At 57.6% G+C, this 24,383-nt stretch carries 25 protein-coding genes; 13 read left to right on the top strand and 12 right to left on the bottom strand.

Annotated elements, in window-relative coordinates; translation table 11 throughout:
• From E8K88_RS01425 to E8K88_RS01415, 3 genes are all read left to right on the top strand, one after another.
• Positions 1-458, top strand: a 458-nt coding sequence (locus E8K88_RS01425; protein WP_168797214.1) for an integrase core domain-containing protein, incomplete at its 5' end; no start/stop codon positions are given.
• A gap of 354 nt (positions 459-812) precedes the next feature.
• Positions 813-1,517, top strand: a complete 705-nt coding sequence (locus E8K88_RS01420) for a VIT1/CCC1 transporter family protein (protein WP_136404840.1) — start codon at positions 813-815, stop codon at positions 1,515-1,517.
• Positions 1,518-1,699: 182 nt separating this feature from the next.
• The gene (locus tag E8K88_RS01415; protein ID WP_136404839.1) at positions 1,700-1,903 is read left to right on the top strand and encodes a hypothetical protein; all 204 of its coding nucleotides are present in this window, start codon (positions 1,700-1,702) and stop codon (positions 1,901-1,903) included.
• 36 nt (positions 1,904-1,939) lie between these two features.
• On the opposite strand, the gene E8K88_RS01410 is transcribed toward E8K88_RS01415, so the two are convergent.
• Both E8K88_RS01410 and E8K88_RS01405 read right to left on the bottom strand, forming a co-directional pair.
• A complete protein-coding gene (locus E8K88_RS01410; protein ID WP_136404838.1) occupies positions 1,940-2,278 on the bottom strand; it encodes an AzlD domain-containing protein in 339 nt (112 codons plus the stop codon).
• Positions 2,275-2,994, bottom strand: a complete 720-nt coding sequence (locus tag E8K88_RS01405) for an AzlC family ABC transporter permease (RefSeq protein ID WP_136404837.1) — start codon at positions 2,992-2,994, stop codon at positions 2,275-2,277. The genes E8K88_RS01410 and E8K88_RS01405 overlap by 4 nt, the downstream gene beginning before the upstream one ends.
• 777 nt (positions 2,995-3,771) lie before the next feature.
• On the opposite strand from E8K88_RS01405, the gene E8K88_RS01400 reads away from it, so the two are divergent.
• Together E8K88_RS01400 and E8K88_RS01395 are read left to right on the top strand one after the other, a co-directional pair.
• Positions 3,772-6,018, top strand: coding sequence for a catecholate siderophore receptor Fiu (locus E8K88_RS01400; protein ID WP_168797213.1), 2,247 nt, complete (start codon positions 3,772-3,774; stop codon positions 6,016-6,018).
• Positions 6,019-6,042: 24 nt separating this feature from the next.
• Positions 6,043-6,717: a Fe2+-dependent dioxygenase gene (locus tag E8K88_RS01395; protein ID WP_136404835.1), complete on the top strand. Its 675-nt coding sequence runs from the start codon at positions 6,043-6,045 to the stop codon at positions 6,715-6,717.
• 352 nt (positions 6,718-7,069) lie between these two features.
• On the opposite strand, the gene E8K88_RS01390 is transcribed toward E8K88_RS01395, so the two are convergent.
• Positions 7,070-7,852, bottom strand: a complete 783-nt coding sequence (locus E8K88_RS01390; protein ID WP_136404834.1) for an AraC family transcriptional regulator — start codon at positions 7,850-7,852, stop codon at positions 7,070-7,072.
• A 104-nt stretch (positions 7,853-7,956) separates the two neighbouring features.
• On the opposite strand from E8K88_RS01390, the gene E8K88_RS01385 reads away from it, so the two are divergent.
• Both E8K88_RS01385 and mutL read left to right on the top strand, forming a co-directional pair.
• Positions 7,957-8,763, top strand: coding sequence for a sulfite exporter TauE/SafE family protein (locus E8K88_RS01385; RefSeq protein WP_136404833.1), 807 nt, complete (start codon positions 7,957-7,959; stop codon positions 8,761-8,763).
• A 106-nt stretch (positions 8,764-8,869) separates the two neighbouring features.
• Entirely contained in the window at positions 8,870-10,930 is a 2,061-nt protein-coding gene (gene mutL / locus E8K88_RS01380; RefSeq protein ID WP_136404832.1) for a DNA mismatch repair endonuclease MutL, read from the top strand.
• Positions 10,931-11,114: 184 nt separating this feature from the next.
• Here mutL and E8K88_RS01375 read toward each other — a convergent pair whose 3' ends face one another.
• The 8 genes from E8K88_RS01375 to E8K88_RS01340 form a co-directional block, all read right to left on the bottom strand.
• Positions 11,115-11,564, bottom strand: a complete 450-nt coding sequence (locus tag E8K88_RS01375) for a GNAT family N-acetyltransferase (protein ID WP_136404831.1) — start codon at positions 11,562-11,564, stop codon at positions 11,115-11,117.
• Between the two features lie 27 nt (positions 11,565-11,591).
• Positions 11,592-11,780, bottom strand: coding sequence for a YqaE/Pmp3 family membrane protein (locus E8K88_RS01370; protein WP_136404830.1), 189 nt, complete (start codon positions 11,778-11,780; stop codon positions 11,592-11,594).
• A 208-nt stretch (positions 11,781-11,988) separates the two neighbouring features.
• Positions 11,989-12,318, bottom strand: a complete 330-nt coding sequence (locus E8K88_RS01365) for a low molecular weight protein tyrosine phosphatase family protein (protein ID WP_136404829.1) — start codon at positions 12,316-12,318, stop codon at positions 11,989-11,991.
• 85 nt (positions 12,319-12,403) lie between these two features.
• Positions 12,404-12,760, bottom strand: a complete 357-nt coding sequence (locus E8K88_RS01360; RefSeq protein ID WP_168797212.1) for a putative signal transducing protein — start codon at positions 12,758-12,760, stop codon at positions 12,404-12,406.
• Positions 12,761-13,014: 254 nt separating this feature from the next.
• The gene (locus E8K88_RS01355; RefSeq protein WP_136404827.1) at positions 13,015-13,764 is read right to left on the bottom strand and encodes a hypothetical protein; all 750 of its coding nucleotides are present in this window, start codon (positions 13,762-13,764) and stop codon (positions 13,015-13,017) included.
• A gap of 107 nt (positions 13,765-13,871) precedes the next feature.
• On the bottom strand, positions 13,872-14,636 hold the full coding sequence (locus E8K88_RS01350; protein ID WP_136404826.1) for a hypothetical protein: 765 nt from the start codon (positions 14,634-14,636) through the stop codon (positions 13,872-13,874).
• A gap of 373 nt (positions 14,637-15,009) precedes the next feature.
• A complete protein-coding gene (locus E8K88_RS01345; RefSeq protein ID WP_136404825.1) occupies positions 15,010-15,570 on the bottom strand; it encodes a GNAT family N-acetyltransferase in 561 nt (186 codons plus the stop codon).
• A gap of 1,016 nt (positions 15,571-16,586) precedes the next feature.
• The gene (locus E8K88_RS01340; RefSeq protein WP_136404824.1) at positions 16,587-17,138 is read right to left on the bottom strand and encodes a nucleoside 2-deoxyribosyltransferase; all 552 of its coding nucleotides are present in this window, start codon (positions 17,136-17,138) and stop codon (positions 16,587-16,589) included.
• Positions 17,139-17,381: 243 nt separating this feature from the next.
• On the opposite strand from E8K88_RS01340, the gene tal reads away from it, so the two are divergent.
• The 6 genes from tal to E8K88_RS01310 all read left to right on the top strand — a co-directional run bounded on the left by tal (position 17,382) and on the right by E8K88_RS01310 (position 23,334).
• Complete coding sequence (gene tal, locus E8K88_RS01335) at positions 17,382-18,332, top strand: transaldolase (protein ID WP_136404823.1); 951 nt, start codon at positions 17,382-17,384, stop codon at positions 18,330-18,332.
• Positions 18,333-18,362: 30 nt separating this feature from the next.
• On the top strand, positions 18,363-20,024 hold the full coding sequence (gene pgi / locus E8K88_RS01330) for a glucose-6-phosphate isomerase (RefSeq protein ID WP_136404822.1): 1,662 nt from the start codon (positions 18,363-18,365) through the stop codon (positions 20,022-20,024).
• Positions 20,025-20,126: 102 nt separating this feature from the next.
• The gene (locus E8K88_RS01325; RefSeq protein WP_420813547.1) at positions 20,127-21,134 is read left to right on the top strand and encodes a KpsF/GutQ family sugar-phosphate isomerase; all 1,008 of its coding nucleotides are present in this window, start codon (positions 20,127-20,129) and stop codon (positions 21,132-21,134) included.
• Positions 21,135-21,226: 92 nt separating this feature from the next.
• Positions 21,227-21,826, top strand: coding sequence for a KdsC family phosphatase (locus E8K88_RS01320; RefSeq protein ID WP_136404821.1), 600 nt, complete (start codon positions 21,227-21,229; stop codon positions 21,824-21,826).
• Complete coding sequence (lptC, locus tag E8K88_RS01315) at positions 21,823-22,437, top strand: LPS export ABC transporter periplasmic protein LptC (RefSeq protein WP_136404820.1); 615 nt, start codon at positions 21,823-21,825, stop codon at positions 22,435-22,437. Before E8K88_RS01320 ends, lptC begins: the two co-directional genes overlap by 4 nt.
• Positions 22,438-22,500: 63 nt before the next feature.
• Entirely contained in the window at positions 22,501-23,334 is an 834-nt protein-coding gene (locus E8K88_RS01310) for an SDR family oxidoreductase (RefSeq protein ID WP_136404819.1), read from the top strand.
• Between the two features lie 18 nt (positions 23,335-23,352).
• Here E8K88_RS01310 and E8K88_RS01305 read toward each other — a convergent pair whose 3' ends face one another.
• A complete protein-coding gene (locus tag E8K88_RS01305; RefSeq protein ID WP_136404818.1) occupies positions 23,353-24,360 on the bottom strand; it encodes a zinc-dependent alcohol dehydrogenase family protein in 1,008 nt (335 codons plus the stop codon).
• Positions 24,361-24,383: the final 23 nt, after the last annotated feature.

Genomic DNA, 24,383 nt, shown 5'->3' with positions numbered 1-24,383 from the left:
CCGGCAAGGATGGCTGGGCCTCATTGGCCCTAGTCATTGATTGCTACAGTCGCCAGCTACTAGGCTGGCATCTGAGCAAAAGCGGCAAATCTAAAACGGCTGAATCGGCCCTAGAGCAAGCGATAATCAGCCGCTATGGGTGTTTGGGTAAAGTGGCTAAACCCTTCTTGCTCAGATCGGATAACGGCCTTGTATTTACCAGCCGTAGCTACACCGCACTGGCTAAAAGCTACGGGTTGCAGCAGGAGTTCATTGCCCCTTACAGCCCTGAGCAAAACGGCATGGTCGAGAGAGTCATTCGTACGCTCAAAGACCAATGCGTACACCGCCACCGATTTGATAGCTTGCAGCACGCCAGTCGGGTCATTGCAGACTGGATTGGCTTTTACAACAACCAACGCCCACACCAAGCGCTGGGTATGAAAACTCCTGCTGAGGCTTATGCTTTAGCGGCCTGACCTGTGCAGAAAAGGCTGGGTCAATACAGGTGTCCATTAACAATATCTGGCGGCGATCAGCGCTCGCGTCGCCCAAGTCTGTGAATTGGTTCAAGATCGCCGCTCGCACATTGTGCTCCACAGCGTGTCTTTCAAAGGGCCGTGCTTTGACTTCTTTAGAGCCGACGAGCCCATTGCAGGAGCCTACTCTGCTTGTGAGGCGCCATTTGTACAACAAGGCGGTCTGCAAAAGACACCTTGCCAATACCGCACGCTTGCCCGCAAAGGTGGTGTCGCAGCGTTGCCCAAAACGCTATAACGTGGCTTATCGTGGTATTTTTCGATAATTTCATATCCTTACATGGGGCCTAAGCAATGCAAAACTACCAGTCCGCGCACGAGGAGCCGCATTTTGTCACCCGCAGCGGCTGGCTGCGAGCAGCAGTGTTGGGTGCGAATGATGGCATCGTGTCCATTTCATCGCTGATTGTGGGGGTCGCGATTGCCAATCCATCGCCCTCCGCTGTGCTGGTGGCAGGCACAGCAGGTTTGGCTGCAGGTGCCATGTCAATGGCTGCAGGGGAGTATGTGTCAGTCAGCTCGCAATTGGATCTGGAGCGCGCCGATATTGCGCGTGAAGCGGCGGCTATGCGTGAGGCACCTGAAGCTGAGCAGGCAGAACTGGCCTCGATTTGGGAAGGCCGAGGCCTTAGCCCAGCGACTGCCAGGCTTGTTGCACAAGAATTGTCGCAAGGCGACCCACTTGCTGCGCATGTGCGAGATGAGTTGGGCTTGTCAGAGGTGCATAGCGCCAACCCTTTGCAAGCGGCATTGGCATCTGGACTGACCTTCACGGTGGCTGGTGCGGTTCCGATGCTGGCAGCAGTCCTTGCGCCATCAGACAAGATTGCGCTTGTGGTGGTGGTGGCCACGCTCATCGCTCTTGCGCTTTTGGGCGCTCTTGGTGCGCGTGCGGGTGGCGCACAAATGCTACGGCCAACACTGCGTGTCGTTTTCTGGGGCGCGGCGGCGATGGCGATTACGGCGGCAATAGGTCGAATTTTTGGGGTCGAGCTCTAGGTTCGCTGTAAGCTCGCCCTTTGGGTCGAGAGTGAGTGGCTGCTGGCCTGGCATTGCCAAGCGCCAAGAAAATGCTGATCCCCAACTGAGTGCAATCGACGTGTTATTGCTGCGACGTTATGGCGCAGGCGAAGAGGGCGATGTGATTGCAAGCGGCCGTGTTGCACCATGCGCGCGCTACGATGGCTGCCCGCAAACCGAACTGGCCGGACACTATGGTCTGGCATGACGACCAGGTGCACGATGGTTGTTGGAAAAAGCAAGGCGTTGCGCATCTGCTCTGGGCCCAGCATCTGGCGACCCGTTTGGACAAGTTCCAAAGCAAGGGCGACAAGGGCTATGCACTCAGCCACCTCTTGCTTGATTTGGGTGTCCCGTTGCGTTGATACGCGCCGCTGGCCCATCGCGCAGCAAAGGCCTGCTTACAAGCCGAGGTAAGACAGCAGGCCATAGGCGATTGCGCCGACCAAGGTCGGCAAGGCAATGCCGCCGCCCGCCATGCGTCGGGTGATGGCGGTGCATGCCAAGGCGATGACCAGCATGGCCACGCGGCCTGGGCGTGCATCGGTGCTCAGCTGGCCCCACAGAGAGACAGTTAACAAGGCTGCAATGGCAGCTGGCCCCACACCGGTCAGCCATTTTTGCAGCCTGGCTGCATTGGGGGCTGAGCGCTGGTTTTTGCGTGCCTGCCAAAGTGGTAGCCAGCGCAGTAAAAAAGTGCCAATGCCACAAAGGGCGATGGTGATCAGCACGCTACTCATGGTGTGGTCCTGTGTGTGTCAATGCCTTGGCCAAGCGCACCCGCCACAATGGCTAGCGCCAGCGCGTGGTAGCTTTTGAGAAAGAAGCCCAGACCTAGTGCGGTAACGGCTGCGATCAGCACGGGCACGCGCCAGCGGCGGATGCCGGTCTCTAACAGCAAGGCAAAAAACAGGGCGGGTAGCACAAAGTCCAAACCATCGCGCACGGCGCTGGGCCAGTTGGCCACTTCGCGCACAAAGCTCACGCCCAGCACAGTGCCGCCCACCCATGTGGCATAGGCGCCCAGTTGCAGGCCTAACAGCCATAGGTCGCGCTGCTCTGGCGCAATCTGTGCTTGCTTGCTCATCGCTGTCGCAAAGACCTCATCGGTCAGGCCAAACGCCAACCAAGGGCTGGCCAGTTGGCCGTTGGACTTCTGTGCACAGGCCAAGTCCTGTGCCACGAGCGCAGGCCCATACAGCATATGGCGGGCATTCATCAGCAAAACAGTGGGCAAGGCGGTCCACAAGCCCGCGCCTGCTGCCAACAAAGAGATCAGCAAAAACTGGCTGGCGCCGGCATAGACCAATAACGAGGTCAATACGGCTACGCGGGCATCCAGTCCTGCTTGGACTGCGGCCACGCCAAAGGAGAATGCGATCGGCAGGTAGCCTGCGACAATCGAGAAACTGGCGAGCATGCCGGCTGAGATGGCTTGAATGTGGGGGCGCTTCATAGACAGGAGGTATCAAAACCACAATAGACATGCCATTGTCAGGCACAGAACGGCTGCTTGTAGCGCAATGTCTTCAACTGTTGTGATGGGTTTGGCGCCAGGACACACTGTGAATCCTTGATTGCGGTGTTTGCAAGAGCCGGCTCATAACCGGCGTGCAGCCGCGCAAGGCAAAAAAAGAGGCTGAGTAAGGCGTCTGCAGCAGGTTATAGGCCTGTTTGTGCACTACCGGTAATGCGGTTTTGCACGGAGATTTTTGAACAGGCTCTAAGCACTCTACCGAGAGCCATTCTCGACTTTGCATTGCATTGATTGTTAACTATGTTGAAGGTCGTGATTGGCTTGAAGCAAAATGCTAGGCATTTATTCTTAATGAGAATTATTAACAATCAAACGGCCTAACCCGATGCTATTCTTTTTGCTTACATGCAGGGAAGGCCCAGCCAAACTTCCACAATCGGCATGCAATCTACGATGCATGCCGATTGTGATTAGCCAGTAGTTCCCTGTCTTACCTACCTGTGCATTGTCTTGCTGCCTAGCGTTTAGGCGGTGCATGGGGTCTTAGAGCCTGTTTACGATTTTTCATAGTCGCGCAAGGCACAAAAAGAGGCAGTGCAAGGCGCCTGTTGCAGCTCAGACATGAGTATGAGCACAACGGGCAACGCTGCAATGCGCTTTTTTGTACTCCAACGCGGTCAGCGAAAAGATCGTAAACAGGTTCTTAACTATCCGCCCACTGAGGCGGCTATTTTTTTGATTGAAAGACTTGGTTCTATGGCTTACATCAAAGGGCGCAAACACCAGACTGTGCGCGGTGTAACGGGCTCAGCCGCCTATGGCTTGCTAACGGGGATGGCGCTGAGTTTGCCGGTGCTGGCGCAGCCAAATGCGGCAAATCCCAATGCGACGCAGGCCGAGCAAACTCTGTCGGAAGTCCAGGTCATAGGCGATGAAAATATTGGCTACAAGGTCAATGCGCTGTCCTCAGACAAGTTCACCCAGCCTGTGCTCGATACCACGCAAACGGTGACCATCGTGCCTCAGCAGGTGATGCGCGAACAAACGGCCAGTACGCTGACCGACGTGCTGCGTAATGTGTCGGGTATGGGCACGTTTTCTGCGGGTGAAGGAGCAGGCCCTCCATCGATGGGCGACGCAATCATCATGCGAGGCTTTGATGCGAAAGACAGCATCTATGTCGACAATGTGCGCGATACCGGTACTATTTCGCGCGATGTGTTCAATACCGAGGCGGTGGAGGTTTTCAAAGGCCCGGCTGGCACAGATGCGGGCCGCAGCGCGCCTAATGGCGCGATCAATTTGGTCACCAAGCAAGCCAGAAAGGGCAACTTCAGCGATCTATCGATCGGCGCTGGCACTGCGCGTTACAAACGCAGTACGCTCGATCTGAACCGCGAGCTCGATGGCTTGCCCAATGCCGCCTTTCGATTGAACCTGATGGGGGAGGATGCTGGCGTGGCTGGACGCGATCGCATCACCAACCGCCGTTGGGGCATTGCGCCAGCGCTGGCCATGGGGCTTGGTACACCCACACGCACCTATCTGAACGTGCAGCACGTGCGGCAAAACAATGTGCCTGATGCTGGCATTCCGACCGTGGGATTGTCCGGTTTTAGCGGCAATTACGCGCCGCTAGGGAACATGCCCGAGCCACGTCGAAAAAATTTCTATGGCTCCAGCAGTGACCGTGACAAGAGCGAGTCGACGATGGCGACCTTGCGCTTTGAGCATGATCTGGCTTCTGGCGCTGCGCTGCGCAACACCACACGCTGGGCCAAAACATCGCAGGATTTTTTGGCGACGTTCTCGGCGTTTCCGGTCATGCCTATCAGTCCCGATCCAAACGCGTTGATGCTGCAAAGACAGATGTTCAGCAAAGATGTGAGCAATGAGATCTATACCAACCAGACCAACCTCAATACCGAGTTTCAAACCGGGGCGCTAACGCACGAGGTCAGCATGGGGCTGGAGCTCACGCGTGAGCAGCAAATCAATTATGGCCAGCAGCGCACACCAACGGCTTTGCCACCGATCAATGCGCAAAATCCGTCGTATGGCCCAGGCGCGAACATTGTGCGCACTGGTGAGAACACGCGCGGACGCACCGATACACTGGCCTTGTATGCGTTTGATACCATCAAGCTCGATGCACGCTGGCAGCTCAATGGCGGGCTGCGCCTGGACCGCTACAAAACCACTTTCCGCTCGGTCAATGACAGCATTTCAGCCAGCGACAATTTGCTGACCTGGAAGGCCGGCGTGCTGTACAAACCCGCGAGTAACGGCAGTATGTATGCGAACTATGCGGTTGCCCAGCAGCCGCCTGGCAGCAGCACCTTCAGTTTGGTCAATAGTATGACGACGATGGATTTGGTGCGCGGCATTGTCACCGATGCCAATATGAAGCCGCAGAAAGCCAAAACTGTGGAGTTGGGCACCAAGTGGGAGTTGTTCAATCGCAGCTTACTGCTGACAGGTGCGCTGTTTCGCACCGATGTTGACAACGAGGTCGAGATCGACAGCAGCGGCGAATTCAACCAAATTGGCAAAAAACGGGTGCAAGGCCTGGAGCTGTCGGCCAGCGGGAGCATCACCCGGGACTGGGACATGTTGGCCAGTTATACCTACCAAAAAACCAAGGTGGTGCGCGGTGTCTCGGCGGTAGCCGACGGCAGCAGCGGCCTTGGCTATGCGCCGAAAAACTCCTTGTCGCTGTGGAGCACCTACCGCATTTCTGGTGCTGCGACGGTGGGCGCTGGCGGGCGCTATGACAGCGGTTTCAAACGCTGGGTGCGTGACTATCCATCGCCTGAGCAAACCCCCTCGTACTGGACCATGGATGCGATGGCCAGCTACCGTTTCAATGCGCAGACAGACCTGCAGCTCAATGTGTTCAATCTGTTTGACAAGCAGTATGTGGCAGCTATCAACCACCTGGGGCTGCGCTATATTCCGGGTTTAGGGCGTTCTGCACGCGTGACCCTGAACTTCCAGTTCTAACTGTGCCTGAAAGCGAGTACCCCGATGATGCTGCATATTGCGAATGTGCTCAGTGCTGAGCAGGTGCACGCGCTGCGTCAGACCATTGACAGCGGTCCTTGGTCGGATGGGCGTGCCAGCGTGGGCGAGCAAGGCGCGCGCGTCAAACACAACCGCCAGCTGCCGCTTGACCATCCAGTGGCGCAGCAGGCGGGCGCGACGGTGCTGGCAGCCTTGCAGGCAAGCCCCCATTTTTTTGCTGCCGCACTGCCGCTGCGCATTGGCGCACCATTGTTCAATCGCTACGAGGGCGGAGAAACCTATGGCCTGCATGTGGATGGCGCAGCCCGGCGTGAGCAAAGCGGCTGGTTGCGCACCGATGTGTCTTGTACGGTCTTTTTGTCCGAGCCTGACAGTTACGAAGGCGGCGAGTTGGAGGTGGTGGACACCTATGGCTCGCACTTTGTGAAGCTGCCTGCTGGCGATGCGATCTTGTATCCGTCCAGCAGCCTGCACCAGGTTCTGCCCGTAACCAGTGGCGTGCGCGTGGCATCGGTGGTGTGGTTGCAGTCGATGCTGCGTGACGACGCGCAGCGCCGTCAAATATACGAGTTGGACCAGTCGATTCAAAGTTTGCGCAGCCAATACGGTGATGGGCCGGAGGTTTTGTCGCTGACCAACCTCTACCACAACCTGCTGCGTATGTGGTCGCAGATGTAGGGGGCCGGTTCTACCGCGCGGGCCGACAGTGGGCAAGCTGCGCTCCACGATCAATCGGTGTGCTGCACGGGCAATGCACCTAAGCTGCAGGATGTTTCTCCACATTCGCAGTGGAAAAAGGTGTGGATAACTCGTTGTAGAACGCGGGATGTCCCTATAGAGCAGGCTGTCGTGCTTAAAGATTGGGCAATGCTGCGTGTATGGGCAATGCCTGGTACAGCAAAGGCCGCTTTTTCAGTTCCCTGGCAAGGTGCCTGCGCTGCTACCCAGCATGTCTTGGCTGGGTCAGAGCAGCCGTCCAATCAGGCTCTTAGATGTAGATGTGGTCTCTGCTTCGCGCAGATGCCAAAACTCAGCTGCTCGCCTGGTTTTCCGTGCGGATGAATTGGGCTGGGCTTTTGCCGAGTTTTTTGCGGAACATGGTCGAGAACGCGCTGGGGCTTTCGTAGCCTAACTCCAATGCAATGTGCGTGACCGAGGCACCTGCGCTGAGTTGTGGCAAGGCGGCTAGCAAACAGGCTTGCTGGCGCCATGCACCAAAAGCCATGCCGGTTTGTTGGTGGAAAAAACGCGTGAAGCTGCGCAGGCTTTTGTGCAGCTGCGCAGCCCAGTCCTGGGGACAGGACTGGATGTTCGGGGCTTTGAGAAAGGCTTTGCACAGCAGCGCCAGCTCAGGGTCATGGGGCATAGGCGCAAACAAGGGCATGGTCTGGGCCAAACGTATTTCATGCAGTAGCAAACTGATCAGCGCGCCATCGCGGCCCTGCTCGTCATACAGCGCAGGCAGCTCCACACAGGCCAGTAGCAATTGGTGCAGCAGTGGTGCCACCACCAGCGCCTCGCACTGCGCGCTGCTGCGCGGCGCACTGGCGGGCTCAATATACAGACTGCGGGTGCTGACGCCATGCATGCGCACGCGGTGGGGCTTGCCTGCAGGAATCCACACCCCGCTATAGGGCGGGATGGCCCAGCTGCCATCCTCGGTGTCGACCTCCATGACGCCGCGCATGCCATACAGCAGTTGAGCGCGCCGGTGTGAGTGGGTCTCTAGCAAGGTGCCGGGCGGGTAGTCTGTGCCAATGGCGAGGACACTGCGCGCCAGCGCATCGACGCTGGCCAATGGGGTGTTGAGCATTGGGAATGGTTTGGCCGAAATGAAAGGATGAATGGCATTTTATAGAAAGCAGGCCAATTCGCGATCGCCTATCGTATGCCTTTCAACAACGTAGCGGTGCTGGCATGTATTGGTTTTTGGTCTTGTTCGGTGTTTTGGCGGGGGTGACGACCGCGCTGTTTGGATTCGGTGGCGGTTTTGTTGCTGTGCCTGTGCTGTATGCGCTGCTGATGCTCAATAGCAATGCAGACAGCCAGGTGGCTGCACAGGCCATGCACATTGCGGTTGCGACTTCAACGTGCGTCATGGTGTTTGGTGCGGCACTGGCCACTTGGCGCCACCAATGCCATCACACGATTGTTTGGGGCCGGGTGCGTCCTTTGCTGATGCCAATAGCGCTGGGCGCTGGATTAGGGGCCTGGGGTGCGCTAGGTGTTGATGGCATTTGGATGCGCAGGGCGTTCATCGCTTATTTGGCCTTGACGATTCTTGATGGTCTATTGAGGCGCGGTTTTATGCACACGCGCAGCGACAGTCTGACCCCGCTGGGACCTGGGGCAACATGGGGGCTTGGGGCAGTCATTGGTGCCGTGGCAGCAGGCTTAGGGGTAGGCGGCAGTGTGATGACCGTGCCCCTGATGCGCCGCCGTGGTGCCAGCATGACTGCAGCCACCGCTGCGGCCAATCCCCTGTCATTGCCGGTGGCAATTGTGGGCACGATCACCTATGCCTGTCTTGCGCGGGGCGTGGGCGGGCTTGATGCCTGGCATTGGGGGTATGTTGATTTGCGTGCCTGCATGGCGATGGTGGCCGGATCATGGTTGGGTATTCGTGCCTCGTCGCGGTGGATTGGCGCCATTCCAGATGCTGTGCACGCCAAGGTTTACCTGGGCTTGTTATGCTTGGTTTTATGCGTCATGGTGTGGGCATAGAGCGCGGCTTGTCTCTAGGGCGGGCTGTTGTGCCGGCTTTGCGCGCAACCGATTGAGGGCGAGGTTCTACAATAGGCCTTTGCATTGGCCGAGCACTGTTTCTTTTATGCGCATTCCAACCTCTGTCTACCGCCCCATTCACGCATTGCCTGATACCTTGATCAGCCAGATTGCCGCAGGCGAGGTGGTGGAGCGGCCTGCATCGGTGGTGCGTGAGCTGCTTGATAACGCACTGGACGCAGGTGCTACACAATTGCAGCTGCGCCTGATGGCTGGCGGTATCCGCCACATTGTGATTGAAGATGATGGGCGTGGCATGCCCGAGGACGATCTGGCTTTGTCTATCCACCGCCATGCGACCAGCAAAATCCGCTCGCTCGACGATCTGGAGTCGGTGATGACGATGGGCTTTCGTGGCGAGGCGTTGGCAGCGATTGGCTCGGTCTCTGAGCTGCGCATCACCTCGCGCACGCCGCACAGTGAGACGGCCATGATGCTGGATGCCTCCAGTGGCGAAATGGAGCCGGCAGCCCGTGCAGTGGGCACCACAGTCGAGGTCAAAGAGCTGTTTTTTTCCACGCCAGCGCGGCGCAAATTCCTCAAATCAGAAGCCACTGAGTTTGCCCATTGCGTTGAGGCGGTACGCCGCCACGCATTGGCCAGGCCCGATGTGGGCTTTGCCATCTGGCATGGAGGCAAGCTGCAGCACCAATGGCGCGGCGCGGATTTGGCCAGTGCCAAGCAGCCGACAGCAGTAGATGCAGACGAAGCAGGCTTTTTTGAGGGGCTGGGCGATGCTTTTAAAGAAGTCGACCAAGCCCAGTGGGACCGGCGCATTGCCGATGTGATGGGCGCTGAATTCATGGAGTTTTCGGTGCCAGTCGACCACCAGGAGGCTGGTGTGCATGTGTATGGCAGGGCCGGTATGCCGACCCATTCGCGCAACCGGGCTGACCAGCAGTATTGCTTTGTCAATGGCCGTTATGTGCGCGAGAAAACCATCACGCATGCAGCGCGCTCGGCTTACGAAGACGTGCTGCACGGCCACCGCCAGCCAGTGTATGTGTTGTATATAGAGATTGACCCACAGCTGGTTGATGTGAACGTGCACCCAACCAAGATTGAGGTGCGTTTTCGCGATGGCCGCATCGTGCATGCGGCCGTGCGCCATGCGCTTGAAAAAGCGATTGCGCCCTCGCGCGCGGCTTCGGGAGCGTTGGACGGAGGCGATGCGGCCGACACAGCCGGCCACAGTTCTGCACTGGTTTCGGGCAATATAGGCTGGCAGGGCGGGGCCTCGCAGCAGGGGCTGAGCTTTGCCGCAGACATTGCCAAAACACGCCAAACACTGGATGCCTTGTGGGGCACAGGTGGGGCGGCCTCGCGGGCGGATGCGGGCCAGACGGCCGATTTTCAAGCGCAGCACATGGCAGCGAGTCCGTATGCCAGTTTCGGTGTGGCAGGCGATACGGCAAGGGCCGTGCAAGAGTCTGCCCAGCACTGGGGCGAGCAGGCGCAAGCCAGCGAGGCCGTGGCTTGGCCGACTGAGGCAGCGCACGATTTTGCCTCTATGCAAGCTCAGGAGTGGCCGCTTGGCAAAGCGCTGGCCCAGCTACACGGCGTTTATATTCTGGCGCAAAACCGCCTGGGTCTGATCATTGTCGACATGCATGCGGCCCACGAGCGCATCGTGTACGAGCGCCTCAAAACCCTGTTGCATGACGCCAGCATCCCCTGCCAGCCTTTACTGATTCCGGCGACCTTTGTGGCCACGGCTCTGGAGATGGCCACCGCTGAAAAGCATGCGGAGACCCTGTTGACCCTGGGGCTGGAAGTCACCGCCTTGAATGCGAGCAAACTGGCTGTGCGCTCGATGCCCTCTGAGTTGCGCGCGGCAGATCCGGCAGAGCTGGCGCGCAGTGTGCTGGCAGAGCTGGCACAGCATGAGCACACCACGGTGCTGCAGCGTGCGCGCGATGAGGTCTTGTCCACAATGGCCTGCCATGGCTCGGTGCGGGCCAATCGCCAGTTGACGCTTGAGGAAATGAATGCCTTGCTGCGCCAAATGGAGGCGACCGAGCGTTCAGACCAATGCAACCATGGCAGACCAACTTGGCGGCAGCTAAGCATGTCGGCGCTGGACCAATTGTTTTTGAGAGGCCGTTAAATGGCGACTGCAGAGCTGATTGCGGCTGGCCCGTTAGCCCTATAAGTTTGCCGCAGTCTGAACATCCGAGCGCTGATGAGGCCACTGTGGCGCAATGTAGCACAGTGGCAACTGCCAGTGGGGCGATGCCCTGGAGACGGCCGATGTTAAAGCCGTATGGGGCCTGCCAAGGCTGGGTGCATGGCTAGGCGCGGGAGGTGCCGCGCAAACGCAGATGCAGCAGCGGATACGGCTTGCCTTGCCCATCAAGCGCAGAGCGGCCAACCACTTCAAAACCCTGATGCAGGTAAAAACCCAGGGCCTTGGGATTGGCTTCGTTGACATCAACCTGCTCAACACCTGCATGGTCGATCGCATCTTGTAGCAAGGCTTTGCCTGCGCCTTGGCCGAATGCGTGTGGTGCGACAAACAGCATTTCCAGTTTGCCGTCCACGACGCCGCTGAACGCAATGATGGCATTGTGTGGGTCTGTCAGGACCCGCAGATTCACTGCAGGCAGCCAGTCATTGAGCAGTTGCGGGCGCAATGCCAATAGCTCTGCTTCGGGCAGGAAGTCGTGCGTGGCCCTTACGGAGTCTTCCCAGAGATTGGTGATGGTCTCGAATTCAGAGGGCAGGGCGCTGCGAATGGTCAAAGTGGTGCTCCTGGGTGCTGCGCTGGTTTATTTGCGCAGTGCAGCTTCAATTTTTTTATCTGTTTTGTATTGGCTCAATGAATACACGGCCCAAATAGCAGCAGGAATCCAGCCGATCAAGGTGATTTGCAGGATCAAGCAAATGATGCCTGCCAGTGGGCGGCCAATCGTGAAAAACACCATGAAGGGCAGAAAAATAGCGAGTAGCAAACGCATGAAAATGATCCTTAAGACGTATTTTTAAGATGCACAAAGGCACTGGCCTGTAGTGTAAAGCGTGCGTAGGCATCTGTTTGGATGCACCAAGCCGTCAAGTGTATTTCAAACACCAAAAGGGCAGTGGCGAGCGGGGGGAGGGCAGAACAAGGCGCTGTTCTACGCCCTGTTAGAGCGTAAACACGTTCTTAGAACCATTGCGCTGAATCTATTGGCGGCGTAAATGTGGTGTGACTTTGGCTTTCAGCAATTCGATCAAAGCCGGCTCCAGATAGTCGTAGTTATCGGCAATGTCCAGCGAGATGATGCGCTGGCCATTCAGATGGTTTTTGAATTTTTTCAGGAGCTTGCTGCGGTGCGCGCGCTCCATCACAAAAATCAGGTCTGCCCATTGCAATTGTTCGGGATGCAGGTAGACGTCGGCCGATTCATGTAAGCCCGCTGAGTCGCATTCGAGTCCGTCATACTGCGCAAACACATGCTCGGCAGTTGGGCTGCGCAAACGGTTTTGGGAGCAAAGAAACAGGATGCGTTGCATACATTCAGGGACAGGGACAGGGACAGGGACAGGGACAGGGACAGGGACAGGGACAGGGGCAAGGCTTGCGAGCGGTTTGGTGGTATCAGCTATTGGCTGACCACAGCACCCAGATAACGAGCAGGAGCAAGACCAAACAAACAGAGAAATTCATCACCCAGGTGGGCAGTGGGCTTGGCCCATTCTTGAGCGCTTCCCATTGCTGGTGGAAGGCGAGCGGGTCCTCAGGGTGCTGTACTTGGTAATGCGGATCTTGCAGCAGCGCGCGAGCCTCATCGAACTGGCTGTCGATGCCGACCCAGATGTCGACCGTCAGAAACGTGCCCATCATCAGGCGGTTGGAATCGACATTGCTGAGAACCAACGGAATGCCATTGCTTTCAAAATGCGTGACGATGTCCTCGGCCTCTTGCCGACTGTGGACAGAGCATAGGTGTTTCATAGGCAGGGTCGCATCAGTTAAGTATTTGCTCGGATGGCTATGCTTTGTAAGCAGTAGCCTATGCCCAAGCTTTGTTACTGTCAACAAAGGAGGCTTAAACAGCCTGCAGTGGGGTTGTATGCAGTGCAACATTCGCCAACATGGCTTGCCAGCTAGCGCGCAGCATGTCTTCTGATTGCATGGCCACTTTTGATTGAGGCTGGGGACATACAGCGTGTCTTTGCTGTGATGGCGCGGGCTTGATGGGCCGTGCTTTATTTTTTTGCTTTCTCTTCTTCTTTTTTGCCATTTTTGGCAGGGACGGGCAGTCCTTTGACCATCAAAATGCTTGCATCATCTTCGTCGAGAATGACGTCGATGCGCTTGCCTGTGCTCGCTCCGATATAAGGCGCAGCCGCCGCGAGCATCACGGGAAAAAGACGTTCAAGGTCGTTGACGGCGCTGGTCTGGCGCATGGCAATGCGCCAGATTTCAATGGGGTTGCCCATGGCGCTTTTTTCTTTCGCATCAAAAGCTGAAAGCACTGCATAGCTTGTGTAAGTAGTGCGCAGCTCTGTTTCCTGGCGGTAGCCAATCACGCCATACGCAGGTTTGTAGCTGGTGGTCGTGGAGGTTTCCCCCGATGGTGAGACCGAGGTGACGGTCGTGGATGATGCCTGCGCGCCGGTCTTGCCCTGAATCGGGCGGTCATGAATGATGGTCTCGGTCTGCGGCGCGCTGATGCCATAGCGCAGCTCAATGCGCAACGTGGCCTGGTCTGCGCTTGGAGCGGGCACAAAACCATGGGCTATGAGTGTGCGATTGGTATCCGCAATCGAGCCTGGCAGAGGCGCTTGCACTGGATCGTTTGGCTCATTATTGACGCCAAGCATATAGCTGGTGTGCTGCCCAGCCTGCGGCGAGGTCAGCGCATCGACTTGCACTGTGAAGCGCGGTATGCGGGGCGCGCAGGCAGACAGGGCCAACATTGTTGCGCAGTACAGCGCCAACCTCAAAAACAACATGTGGCCTCCTCAGCCGAATGACATGGCAGATTTGGCAACTGTGTGTGCCTGGCCAAGCTCTTGTTGATGCCTATGGATATAGCCTGCCGTATGCCATGCCTGATGCATTACTTGCGAGGTTTGTCTGCCTCACGCGGATCTTGCTTGTCCTGCCCAGGAAGTGGCAGTCCCTTGACTGTTAGCACTGCCAGATCGTCCTCCGTGAGGACTACGTCCATCTTCTTGCCTGTGCTGTTGCCGATATAAGGCGCGCCTGCTGCCAGCAGGATCGGAAATAGCTGCCGAATATCGTCTGTCACGCCTGTGTTGGCCATGTGGATGCGCCATAGCTCATTGGCTTTGGGGTTGACACTGGGGGCTTTGAGGTCATAGCCAATCAATTCGACAAAGCTTGCAAATGTGGTGGTTGTTTTGGTTGCTGTGCGGTAGCCAATGATAGCCTGGGCGGTGCGGTAGGTGGTGGTTGAGACAATCTCGCCCGTTTTAGAGACGCTGGTCTTGGTCTCAGAGGACTCCAGCACACCCGTATCGCCGCGCAATGGGATCTCATAGCTGGTTGTCTCCTGCAGAGGCTCGCTAATGCCATAGGCCAGGCCAATGCTTACACCCGCTTCTTTAGCGGTTTTGGCAGGCACAAAGCCCTGCGCCAGCAGAGCCCGCTGCACATAGCTGGCAAACTCTTGAAACTGCAAACTGCGCGGGTCCACCGCGTCGTTTTCAGAAACCAGAAGATAGGTCTTGTTCGTCGCTGCCTGAGGCGACGCAATCGCATCGACTTGAACGACAAAGAGTGGCTGTGACGGCTGAAAGCTGCCGCAAGCAGCCAGCGTCAAGCAGATTGCAGTACACAGCATCAATCTCACAAACGACATCGTAGACTCCGCAACGGTTCAAGGAATTGGAAGCGGCCATCGTACTGAGTTGAGCGCTCAAATGCAATCGAGCAGCTCTCAAAACCTCGATTTTGACAATATTTGTTGAATGAAATCAAGGGGCTGCAAGTGGTGGAGTCGAGTTTTTAGGGGTTATGAGAGGCTTTGTTCCACCAATTTTCGCTTGTTGCTGAGGTCAATTCTGCGCATGGGGGTAATCCCCCCGCAAAACCATCATTTTGAGAAGTAGAGCTATGGAGCCTTGGTCAACCGCTGTTTGGGGGTGATGCCGAAGCCATCGACACCACGCGTGTTTTCAACACCCAGAAATCCTGCTTGTTGGCAGGCCAACTCGCCATGCGGTGGTGGTGTTTCAAGGCATTGATGCCGCGCGATCACTGGCGAGCATGCCGTAGAGCGCTGAATCAGACACGACACCATTGACCTCCCAGCGCTGTCTTAAATAGCCTTCTTTGGCAAAGCCAAGGCGCTCTAAAGTTTTTCCAGATGCCACATTGTCAGGATCAATCTCTGCTTCGATTCTGCGCAAGCGCAAGCTGTCAAATCCATAGTTCAGCAAGGCTTGGCTAGCCTCTGGGACAAAACCCAAACCCCAATGCGCTGCGCCAATGGCAAAGCCAATTTCAGCCCGCTTGGAGGTAGCGGCATAGCTGAAAAGCATGCATTTGCCGATCAACTCTGCGCTGTCTTTGCGCACAATGCCCAAGGTCAAGGATTCTTGTTTGTCCATGGCTTCGGCACTGCTGTTGATGAAATCTTGCGCTGTCTTCAAATCGCTCCAGGGTCCTGTATTCCAGTAGCGCATGACTTGGGGGTCTGAAAAAATCGCCAACAAGGCTGGTGCGTCTTGTGGTGTAAGTGGGCGCAGTATTAGGCGTGCGGTGTGGATGTTGGGGGTAAACAGCGTGCTCATCGGTTGGTGATTTGGTTGCTCTCAATCTCCCTTAATGGGCCAAATGGATTGGAGCGTGAAGGGGTGGTTGCATCAATGGCAAATTGCGAGGCCGTCAGCAAACCGGGCGTGTTGAGTGCCTGGTTGCTATTCTGCCAATTCGTTATTCGGAACTTTAGACGATCCAGCTTGATTTACACATGCGTTGAGCATACCTTAGCCCACTCCAGGATTGATGCAACAAAGCCATTCAGTGGCATTGTTGTGCGCCCATACGGTGGGGCAAGAGCTGTCTTTGGAGACGCCCACAGTCCTTGTAGCGGATTGGCAATGGCGAGCTACACCGCGCTAGGCCGCTTGCGGGCCACACAGTAGTAAAGCAGGCAAGATGCAGCCAACAAGCCAAAATAGATGCAGCCGATAGTGAAGTTTTCTGTGCCCACGGACCGCATCAAGGTTGCGGCGTCTGGCGCAATACATAGGCCAAATACCAGCGAAGGAAAAAACACAAGCGCAGAGAAAATTGTGATGCTGCGCTTTGGTTTTAAAAAGGCCAGCACGAGTAGAAGCACGCAGACGAGTGCCAATACAGGGATGCCAACAACCAAGGTCAGCAGTCCATCGAGGCCTCCGCCGCTGCCGCCAGCATAAGCGGGCCAGCTTGCAGCAAGGATGGTCAGTGGTAATGGACGTAAAAGCAAGTGCATGGGGGCCTCGCAGTCATGGGAGGTTCATTATCGTCTGTGATGCACTATTGATCCGGCCTCTGGCAGTGTGAAGTCACGCCTTATTGGAGCAAAGCTCAAAAATCCCAGCTTTACTGGCTGGGCCAATCGGGATGTTCTGAGGGGAGGTTCTGAGGCTCCGGCTCTGCTGAGTTGGGCAGCAGGGATGCGGCCCAGCCATGTTGCCTAAATGCAGTCGACTTGTGCACAACTGCCGCATTGGCTGCAGCTCTCTCATTGCCATGGCTTACAGCAACGCGCAACGGGTAGGGCGCGCATGTGTTGGTCATGCCGTCTTTTGACTGATGGGGGTTAGCGCAGCGGCTGTGGTGCGGTCTGCAGGTGCTTGGCCAATGCGGCCACAGCCTGCGCAGCGGTTTCTGTGACCTCAATGCAAGCGCAGGCCAGCATCAGATTCAGCGGCAGGCCAAAGTTTTCTATTTCGGCTTGCTGTGCGTCGTGCACGGCATCAGTGGCCAAAGCCAATTGCTGTCTGACGCGCTGGCGGTAGTCTTGGGCCAAGCCTTGGCCCCAGGCCACGACCGGTTTGCCTTGGGCGATGGCATAGCCGACTTCAAATACGGTGCCAGCATCGGGCTCGCAGCCACGAAAATCTCCCAGGTGCGCAAGCACCGCATCACACTGGCCAATCAGTTGCACATTCGCTTGGTAAATGGCGTGGGCATTGGCACTGGCGCATGCGCCCAGTGCAAGCACATTGTCAAGCGGGCTGTGGCCCTGCAAACCGTGCTGTAGGCAAGCGGCTTTCAATGCGGCGTAACGCTGTGGGTGGTCGCTAAAAAAGACGTCCGGACCGGCCAAATAGACAGCGATGGCCTTGGGGGAGGGCTGGGCAGTGGGCATGGCTAATACATTTCGCAATAAGGTTGGCTGGGGGCGTCGGGGCTGTACGCAAACTGGTTTTGAGGTTGAGTGAAAGGGCAGTTGTCAAAAATCAGCGCAGCCCCATCACGCACTCAGTTGCCGCTGGGGTCTGTGCGGTGGCCCAAACTGGTGTCAAGGATTGTGACTCCATGGGAGAGATGGCCGTTTGCGGATAAACTTGGCGTTTTGTCACCTCAACGGCTTGGCCGTACCCATTGGCATATGTCTAATCAACTTCAGGCACTCAAACAATCAACTACCGTGGTCGCAGATACCGGCGATTTCCATCAATTGCAGGCCTTTCAGCCGCAAGATGCCACGACAAACCCGTCGTTGATTCTCAAGGCCGTGCAAAAACCCGAGTATGCCAGTCTGGTCGATGAGGTGATGGCCAAAACCCAGGGCCTGCCGATCGACGAGCGCATGGACCAGTTGATTGTGTGCTTTGGCACTGAGATTTTGAAGATTATTCCGGGCCGCGTGTCTACCGAAGTGGACGCGCGTTTGAGTTTTGATACCAATGCCACGCTGACACGCGGCGAGCGCATCGTGGAGCTGTACCGCGCAGCCGGTGTTGACACCTCGCGCGTGCTGATCAAGGTCGCCGCGACTTGGGAAGGCATTCAAGCCGCACGCTTGTTGGAGCAGCGCGGCATTCCGACCAATCTGACTTTGCTGTTCTCGTTTGCACAAGCAGTCGCTTGCGCCGATGCCAAAGTGCAGCTGATTTCGCCGTTTGTTGGGCGTATTTACGATTGGTACAAAAAACAAGCGGGCAGCCAGTGGGATGAAGCGGCCAAAGCCGGTGTCAATGACCCCGGCGTGCAGTCGGTGCGCGGTATTTATGAGTATTACAAACACTTCGGCATTAAAACCGAAATCATGGGCGCGAGCTTTCGCAACGTTGGCCAAATCGTCGCGCTGGCCGGTTGCGACTTGCTGACCATCAGCCCCGACTTGCTGCAACAACTTGCCGATAGCCAAGCGCCTGCACCTCAATTGCTGGATGTTGAAGCTGCCAAGGCGAAAACACACACATTCGTTCAGTACGATGAGGCGCAGTTCCGCTTTGCGTTGAACGAAGACGCAATGGCTACTGAGAAACTGGCTGAAGGCATTCGCGCCTTTGCCGCTGATGCGGTCAAACTTGAAGCCATTTTGCAAGCGCGTTGAATACGCGCTTATTGCCATGAGTGTGCATTCATGACTGCTCCCCAGCCTGCGCTGGCCGACTGTGTGCAACCGACTGAGGCTTTATTGAATCCATCGACCCCCCGTTGTGACCAAACCGCGCAGTGGCCCTTATTGGCCGCGCATTTCGCCAGTACTGGGCGTGGTTTTGATGTGCGCCAGGCACTGAGCGAAGACCTCAGCCGCTTCAAACGCATGGGTGTGCAAGCGCCGTTTATTCGCGCTGATTTCTCACGCAACCTGCTCAGTGCCAGCACGCAACAATTGTTGCTCGAGATGGCCCAGTCCTGCCGCTTGCAAGACTCGATTGAAGCCTTGTTCACCGGCGCGCAGCTCAATACGACCGAGCAGCGCGCGGCTTGGCATGTGCTGCTGCGCTGCCCAGCCGATTACGCCGCTGAAAATGGCGCGATGGCCGAGGCGCTGCAGGAAATGCGTGCCTCGCAAGCGGCATTTTTGGCGTTTGCCGAGCGTGTGCGCCATGACGACACGGTCACCGATGTGGTCAATATTGGCATTGGCGGCTCTGATTTAGGGCCTGCTGTGGTCGTGCAGGCTTTGGAGGCCTACTGCAGCCAAGGCAAGCGCATGCATTTCGTCTCCAATATGGATGGCGATGACCTGGGCTTGAAGCTGCGCCAGCTGGACCCGGATCGCACGGTGTTCTTGCTGGCCTCGAAATCGTTTGGCACGGCCGAGACGATCGTCAATGCACAGGTCGCCCGTGCCTGGATGTTGGCTGCACACGATTTTGACTGCGACCCACAGCAACGTGCCTTGCCCGAAGATGTGCCGGAAGCATTGCGCCAACTGGTTGCCCGCCGCTTTGTGGCGATGACCAGCAATGCCAGCGCTGCGCAGGCATTTGGTGTGGAGACCATTTTTCCGTTTGCTGACTGGGTCGGTGGGCGTTTTTCGCTGTGGTCCAGCATTGGCCTGTCGATTGCGATTGCCATTGGTGCTGAGCAGTTCCAGGCTTTGCTCTCTGGCGCGCATGCGATGGACCTGCATTTTCGCCATGCGCCGTTTGAGCGCAATTTGCCGGTGCAGTTGGCGCTGCTCGATATCTGGTATCGCAACTTTTTTGGCTTTACCTCGCGCTGCATTGCGCCCTATAGCCACGGCTTGCGCCGCCTGCCTGCGTATTTGCAGCAGCTGGAGATGGAGAGCAATGGCAAAGGCAGTGACTGGTCGGGCCAGCCCTTGTCTTTGCCTACCGCACCGGTGGTCTGGGGCGAGGCGGGCACAAACTGCCAGCACGCGTTTTTCCAGCTGATCCACCAGGGCCAGCAAGTCATTCCGGTTGAATTCATTGTGCCGCATGCCAAGGGCCTGGGGACTGAGGAGCAACACCGCGCCTTGCAAGCCAATGCCGTGGCACAAGCGCGTGCCTTGACGCAAGGCAAGCACAGCGGCGCCGCGCACACGCATTGCCCAGGCAACCGACCGAGCACGATGATGGTGATTGACCGTTTGGACCCTGCCTCGGTGGGTGCTTTGATTGCCTTGTACGAGCACCGCACCTTTGTCGCTGGCCGCTTGTGGGGTATCAACAGCTTTGACCAATGGGGCGTGGAGCTGGGCAAGAACCTGGCCAAAGACATCCTCAACGATGCTGACCCAGCCCGTTTGCAGGCTGATGGGCACCAGGACGTGATGGCCTGGTTGCTGTGAATGAGGGCGCAGGTGCTGCGGGCAGGGCCTGCAGCCTGTGCTTGGCAATGAACCTGGCCATGGCTTCGCGCTATGGTGCCCCTTCCCGTTAAAATGCACGCTATGAGTCACACCCCAACCCATGCTTCTTTTGCTTCTTTCGATGCCGCACGCGCGCTTGAAATGGGGCGCAATGCAGTCCAGATCGAAATTGAACAGCTGCAGGCAGTGCGCCAGCGCATGGGGGACGCGTTCACGCAGGCCGTGCAGACCATTTTGAATGGTCAAGCACGTGTGGTGGTCACTGGTATGGGCAAAAGCGGCCATATTGGCCGCAAGATTGCCGCGACTTTGGCCTCTACTGGCACGCCAGCATTTTTTCTGCATCCGGCCGAAGCCAGCCACGGCGATTTGGGCATGGTCACCGGCGCCGATGTGGTGCTGGCCATCTCCAACAGCGGCGAGAGCGAAGAGCTGGTGAATATTTTGCCGGTGATCAAACGCCTGGGGGCCAGGGTCATCGCCATGACGGGCAAAACCCAGTCAGCCTTGGCACGCCATGCTGACATCGTGCTCGACACCCAGGTCAGCCAAGAGGCCGACCCATTGAATTTGGCCCCTACGGCCAGCACCACGGTGCAATTGGCGCTGGGCGACGCTTTGGCCGTTGCAGTGCTGGATGCGCGCGGTTTCAGAGCTGAGGACTTTGCCCGTTCGCACCCAGGCGGCTCCTTGGGGCGGCGCTTGCTAACCCATGTGCGCGATGTGATGCGCCAAGGCGCCGATGTGCCCAGCGTGCCTGAGAGCGCCAGCTTTGGCGAGCTGATGCACGAAATCTCTCGCAAAGGCCTGGGCGCTACTGCGGTGGTGGGCGCGCAAGGCCAGTTGCTGGGCATTTACACCGATGGCGATTTGCGCCGCAATATTGAAGCGGGCATGGATTTGCGCACCCTGACGGCAGGCCAGGTCATGCATGCCAAGCCGCGCACAATTGAGGCTGATGCCTTGGCCACGCAAGCGGCGCAGATGATGGAGCAACACCGCATCACCTGCTTGCTTGTGACGGGTGAGGCGGGTGCCCTGGTTGGGGCTTTGCATGTGGGCGATTTGATGCGCGCCAAGGTCATTTAAGCTGCGCCAGAAGGCTTGGCCGCCAAGGCCACGCTTGCGTTTATGATGAGACGATTGCGATCTCGCCTGATTGAAAAAATACACTGACCACTATGCCAGCCATTAGCATTGCACGCCGCTTTGATGAAAACCTGTTGAACCGGGCCTTGCCGGTGCGCGTCGTTTTTTTTGATGTGGATGGTGTGCTCACCGATGGTGGCCTGTATTTCGGCCCAGAGGGCGAGGCGATCAAACGCTTTCATACGCTGGACGGCCATGGCATCAAACTGCTGAGCCAGGCCGGTATTACGCCGGCGGTGATCACAGGGCGCGACAGTGCGGCCTTGCGTTTGCGGCTCAAAGCCCTCGGCGTGGTGCATGCTGTTTATGGCACGGAAAACAAGCTGCCAGCCGCCCAGGCGCTGCTGGATCAGCTGGGTCTGACCTGGCAGCAAGCGGCGTGCATGGGCGATGATTGGCCGGATTTGCCAGTGCTCACGCACTGTGCGTTGGCCTGTGCACCGCCGAACGCCCATGTCGAAGTACTTGGCGTAGCCGATTACGTCACGCAAGCCGAAGGCGGGCGCGGTGCCGTGCGCGAGTTCTGTGACTTGCTGCTGATGGCCAGTGGCCATTACGGCGCAAGCTTGCAGCAGGCCTTGGCTGGCCATGCGGCCGTGCCTGTGGCCACGGATGCGCAAGGAGCAGTATGAGCCAGAAACCCAAGCGGAGTTTGCGTTACCGCTTAGACCGGTTGTCGGTCTATGGACCCGTGCTGGTGATGGCCGCGCTGGCGCTGGGCACGTATTGGCTGGCGCGCAGCGTGCCTTCGGCCGCACAGCCCAGCGTCGAACCAATACCGGTTGACGAGCCCGACTACACGATTACCGAATTTGCCACCCGCAGCTACGATGGCACTGGGCGATTGACGGTGGAGTTGTTTGGCGATACGGCCAAGCATTACCCAGCCAAGGATTTGTTGGTTGTAGACCGCCTGCGTATGCGCGCGGTGACCGAAGATGGCCGCATCATCACCGCGACGGCCAATTCGGGCACCACCAATGGCGATAGTTCAGAAGTGCAATTGCATGGCAATGCCGTGGTGGTGCAATTGGCCACGGCCACCTCGCCACGCCTGGAGTTCAGGGGCGAAGAATTGCAGGTCTGGCCTGATGAGGAACGGGTTGTCAGTGATTTGCCGGTTGAGCTGTTTCGCGGTGCTGATCGCATGACAGGGCAGACGCTGGTGTATGACAAAAAACAGCAGACGACCGAAATTGATGGCCGTGTGCGCAGCACGATTCAACCGGCTGCACGGCCCTGATGGTGGCCAGTGCCGCTTCTGGCCCCATTGGTGGCCTGTCTGCTCGATAAAGGCTTGTGATCTATGAATACTGCTTCCGCTTCTGCCCACGTTTCGTCCGCACTGAGCCCCAGCAAGCAGCGCAAGCCGCTGGTGTTCATCACGGGTGCCTCCAGTGGTTTGGGTCAGGCATTGGCGCAAGAGTACGCGCAGCGAGGTTGGCGTCTGGCTCTGGTGGCTCGGCGCCTGGAGGTGATGGAGCAATGGCGCACGGCGCACGGTTTGTCTGCAGACCAGTGCGTGCTGTATGCGGCTGATGTGGCCCAACCCGACAGTATTCGCGCTGTGGCCTTGCAATGCATCAGCGACTTGGGTTTGCCTGATGTGGTGATTGCCAGCGCCGGCATTAGCCACGGCATTGATACCGCGGAATGGGACGATCTGGGCGCTTTTGAGCATATCTGGGCGACCAATAACCGGGGTTTGGCAGCGACTCTGATTCCTTTCATGCAACCGATGCGTGCGCGTAAAAGTGGCAGCTTGGTAGGCGTAGCCAGTGTCGCAGGCGTGCGTGGTTTGCCAGGTCATGCAGGCTACTGCTCAAGCAAGGCTGGAGTGATTGCGTATTGCGAGAGCTTGCGCGGAGACTTGCGCGGCAGCGGCGTGTCGGTGGTGACGCTCAGTCCCGGTTTTATCCGCACAGCGATGACGGCCAAGAACCCCTTTTCGATGCCTTTTTTGATGGATGCCGACCGCTTTGCTGCCAAGGCTTATCGGGCGATCGAGCAGCGCCGCAGCTATGTGGTGATCCCTTGGCAAATGGGCTGGCTGGGGCGTTTGCTGCGCATTTTGCCCGATTGGGTATTTGATCGGGCTTTGGCAGGGCGCGGCAAGAAGCCGCGCCACCATTCGTCTTAATTGCCCGCTTGTAAGCGTTTAAAACTCAACGCAGATCTTGCCAAAGTGCGCGCCTGAGGCCTGGTACTCAAATGCCTGGGCCAGCTCTTGCAATGCAAAGCTGCGGTCAATCACCGGCTTCCAGGACATTTGGTCCAGCGCGCGCACCATGTCTTGCTGGTGTTCTCGGCTGCCGACAATCAAGCCTTTGAGGGTTTGCTGCTTGCGCATCAACTCCACAGTCGGGATGTCACCGGCAAAACCGGTTAGCACGCCAATCAGCGCGATATGCCCGCCGACACTGGCAGCACGAATCGATTGCGGCAAGGTATTGGGGCCACCCACTTCCACGACAATATCAGCGCCACGGCCTTCAGTGGCTTGCAAGACCGCATTGCCCCATTCGGGTGTGTCGCGGTAATTGATCACCGCATCGGCACCCAAAGCGCGCAGTTTGTTGGCTTTGGCGCTGCTGGATGTCGTCGCAATCACTTTGGCGCCCATGCTTTTGGCCAGTTGCAGCGCGAACAAGGACACGCCGCCGGTGCCCAGCACTAGCACCGTGTCGCCAGCCTGGATGCCGCCATCGACTACCAGTGCGCGCCATGCGGTCAGACCGGCCGTGGTCAGTGTGGCTGCCTCGGCATGGCTCCAGCCTTTGGGGGCGTGGGTAAACGCCGTGGCTGGCATGGTCACTTGTTCACGGGCAAAGCCATCCACGCCATCGCCTGGCACCAGCGCGAAATCAGAAGGCACGTTGCGGCCAGACAGCCATTGCGGGAAAAAGGTCGAGACCACCGCATCGCCCACTTTGAATTCGGTCACGCCCGAACCAATGGCAATCACGCTGCCTGCGCCATCAGCCATCAAAATGCGTTTGTCGGCCGTGGCCTTGGGGTTCGTGGCCACCAGCAAGTCGTGGTAGTTGAGCGAGCTGGCGTGGATGCGCACCTGGATCTCTCCGGCCTGTGGTGCGACGGCTGCTGGCAAGTCGACCTGGCGGATATTGCTCAGTCCACCAGGGGCGGCTAATTCAATGGCTTTCATGCTTGTTCTCTGTTGTAATAATC

Origin of the sequence: Lampropedia aestuarii (genome assembly GCF_004803635.1) — a bacterium.
GTDB classification, from domain to species: domain Bacteria; phylum Pseudomonadota; class Gammaproteobacteria; order Burkholderiales; family Burkholderiaceae_C; genus Lampropedia; species Lampropedia aestuarii.
The sequence above is the reverse complement of the archived record's forward strand: the minus strand, read 5'-3'. Positions and strand labels throughout refer to the sequence as shown.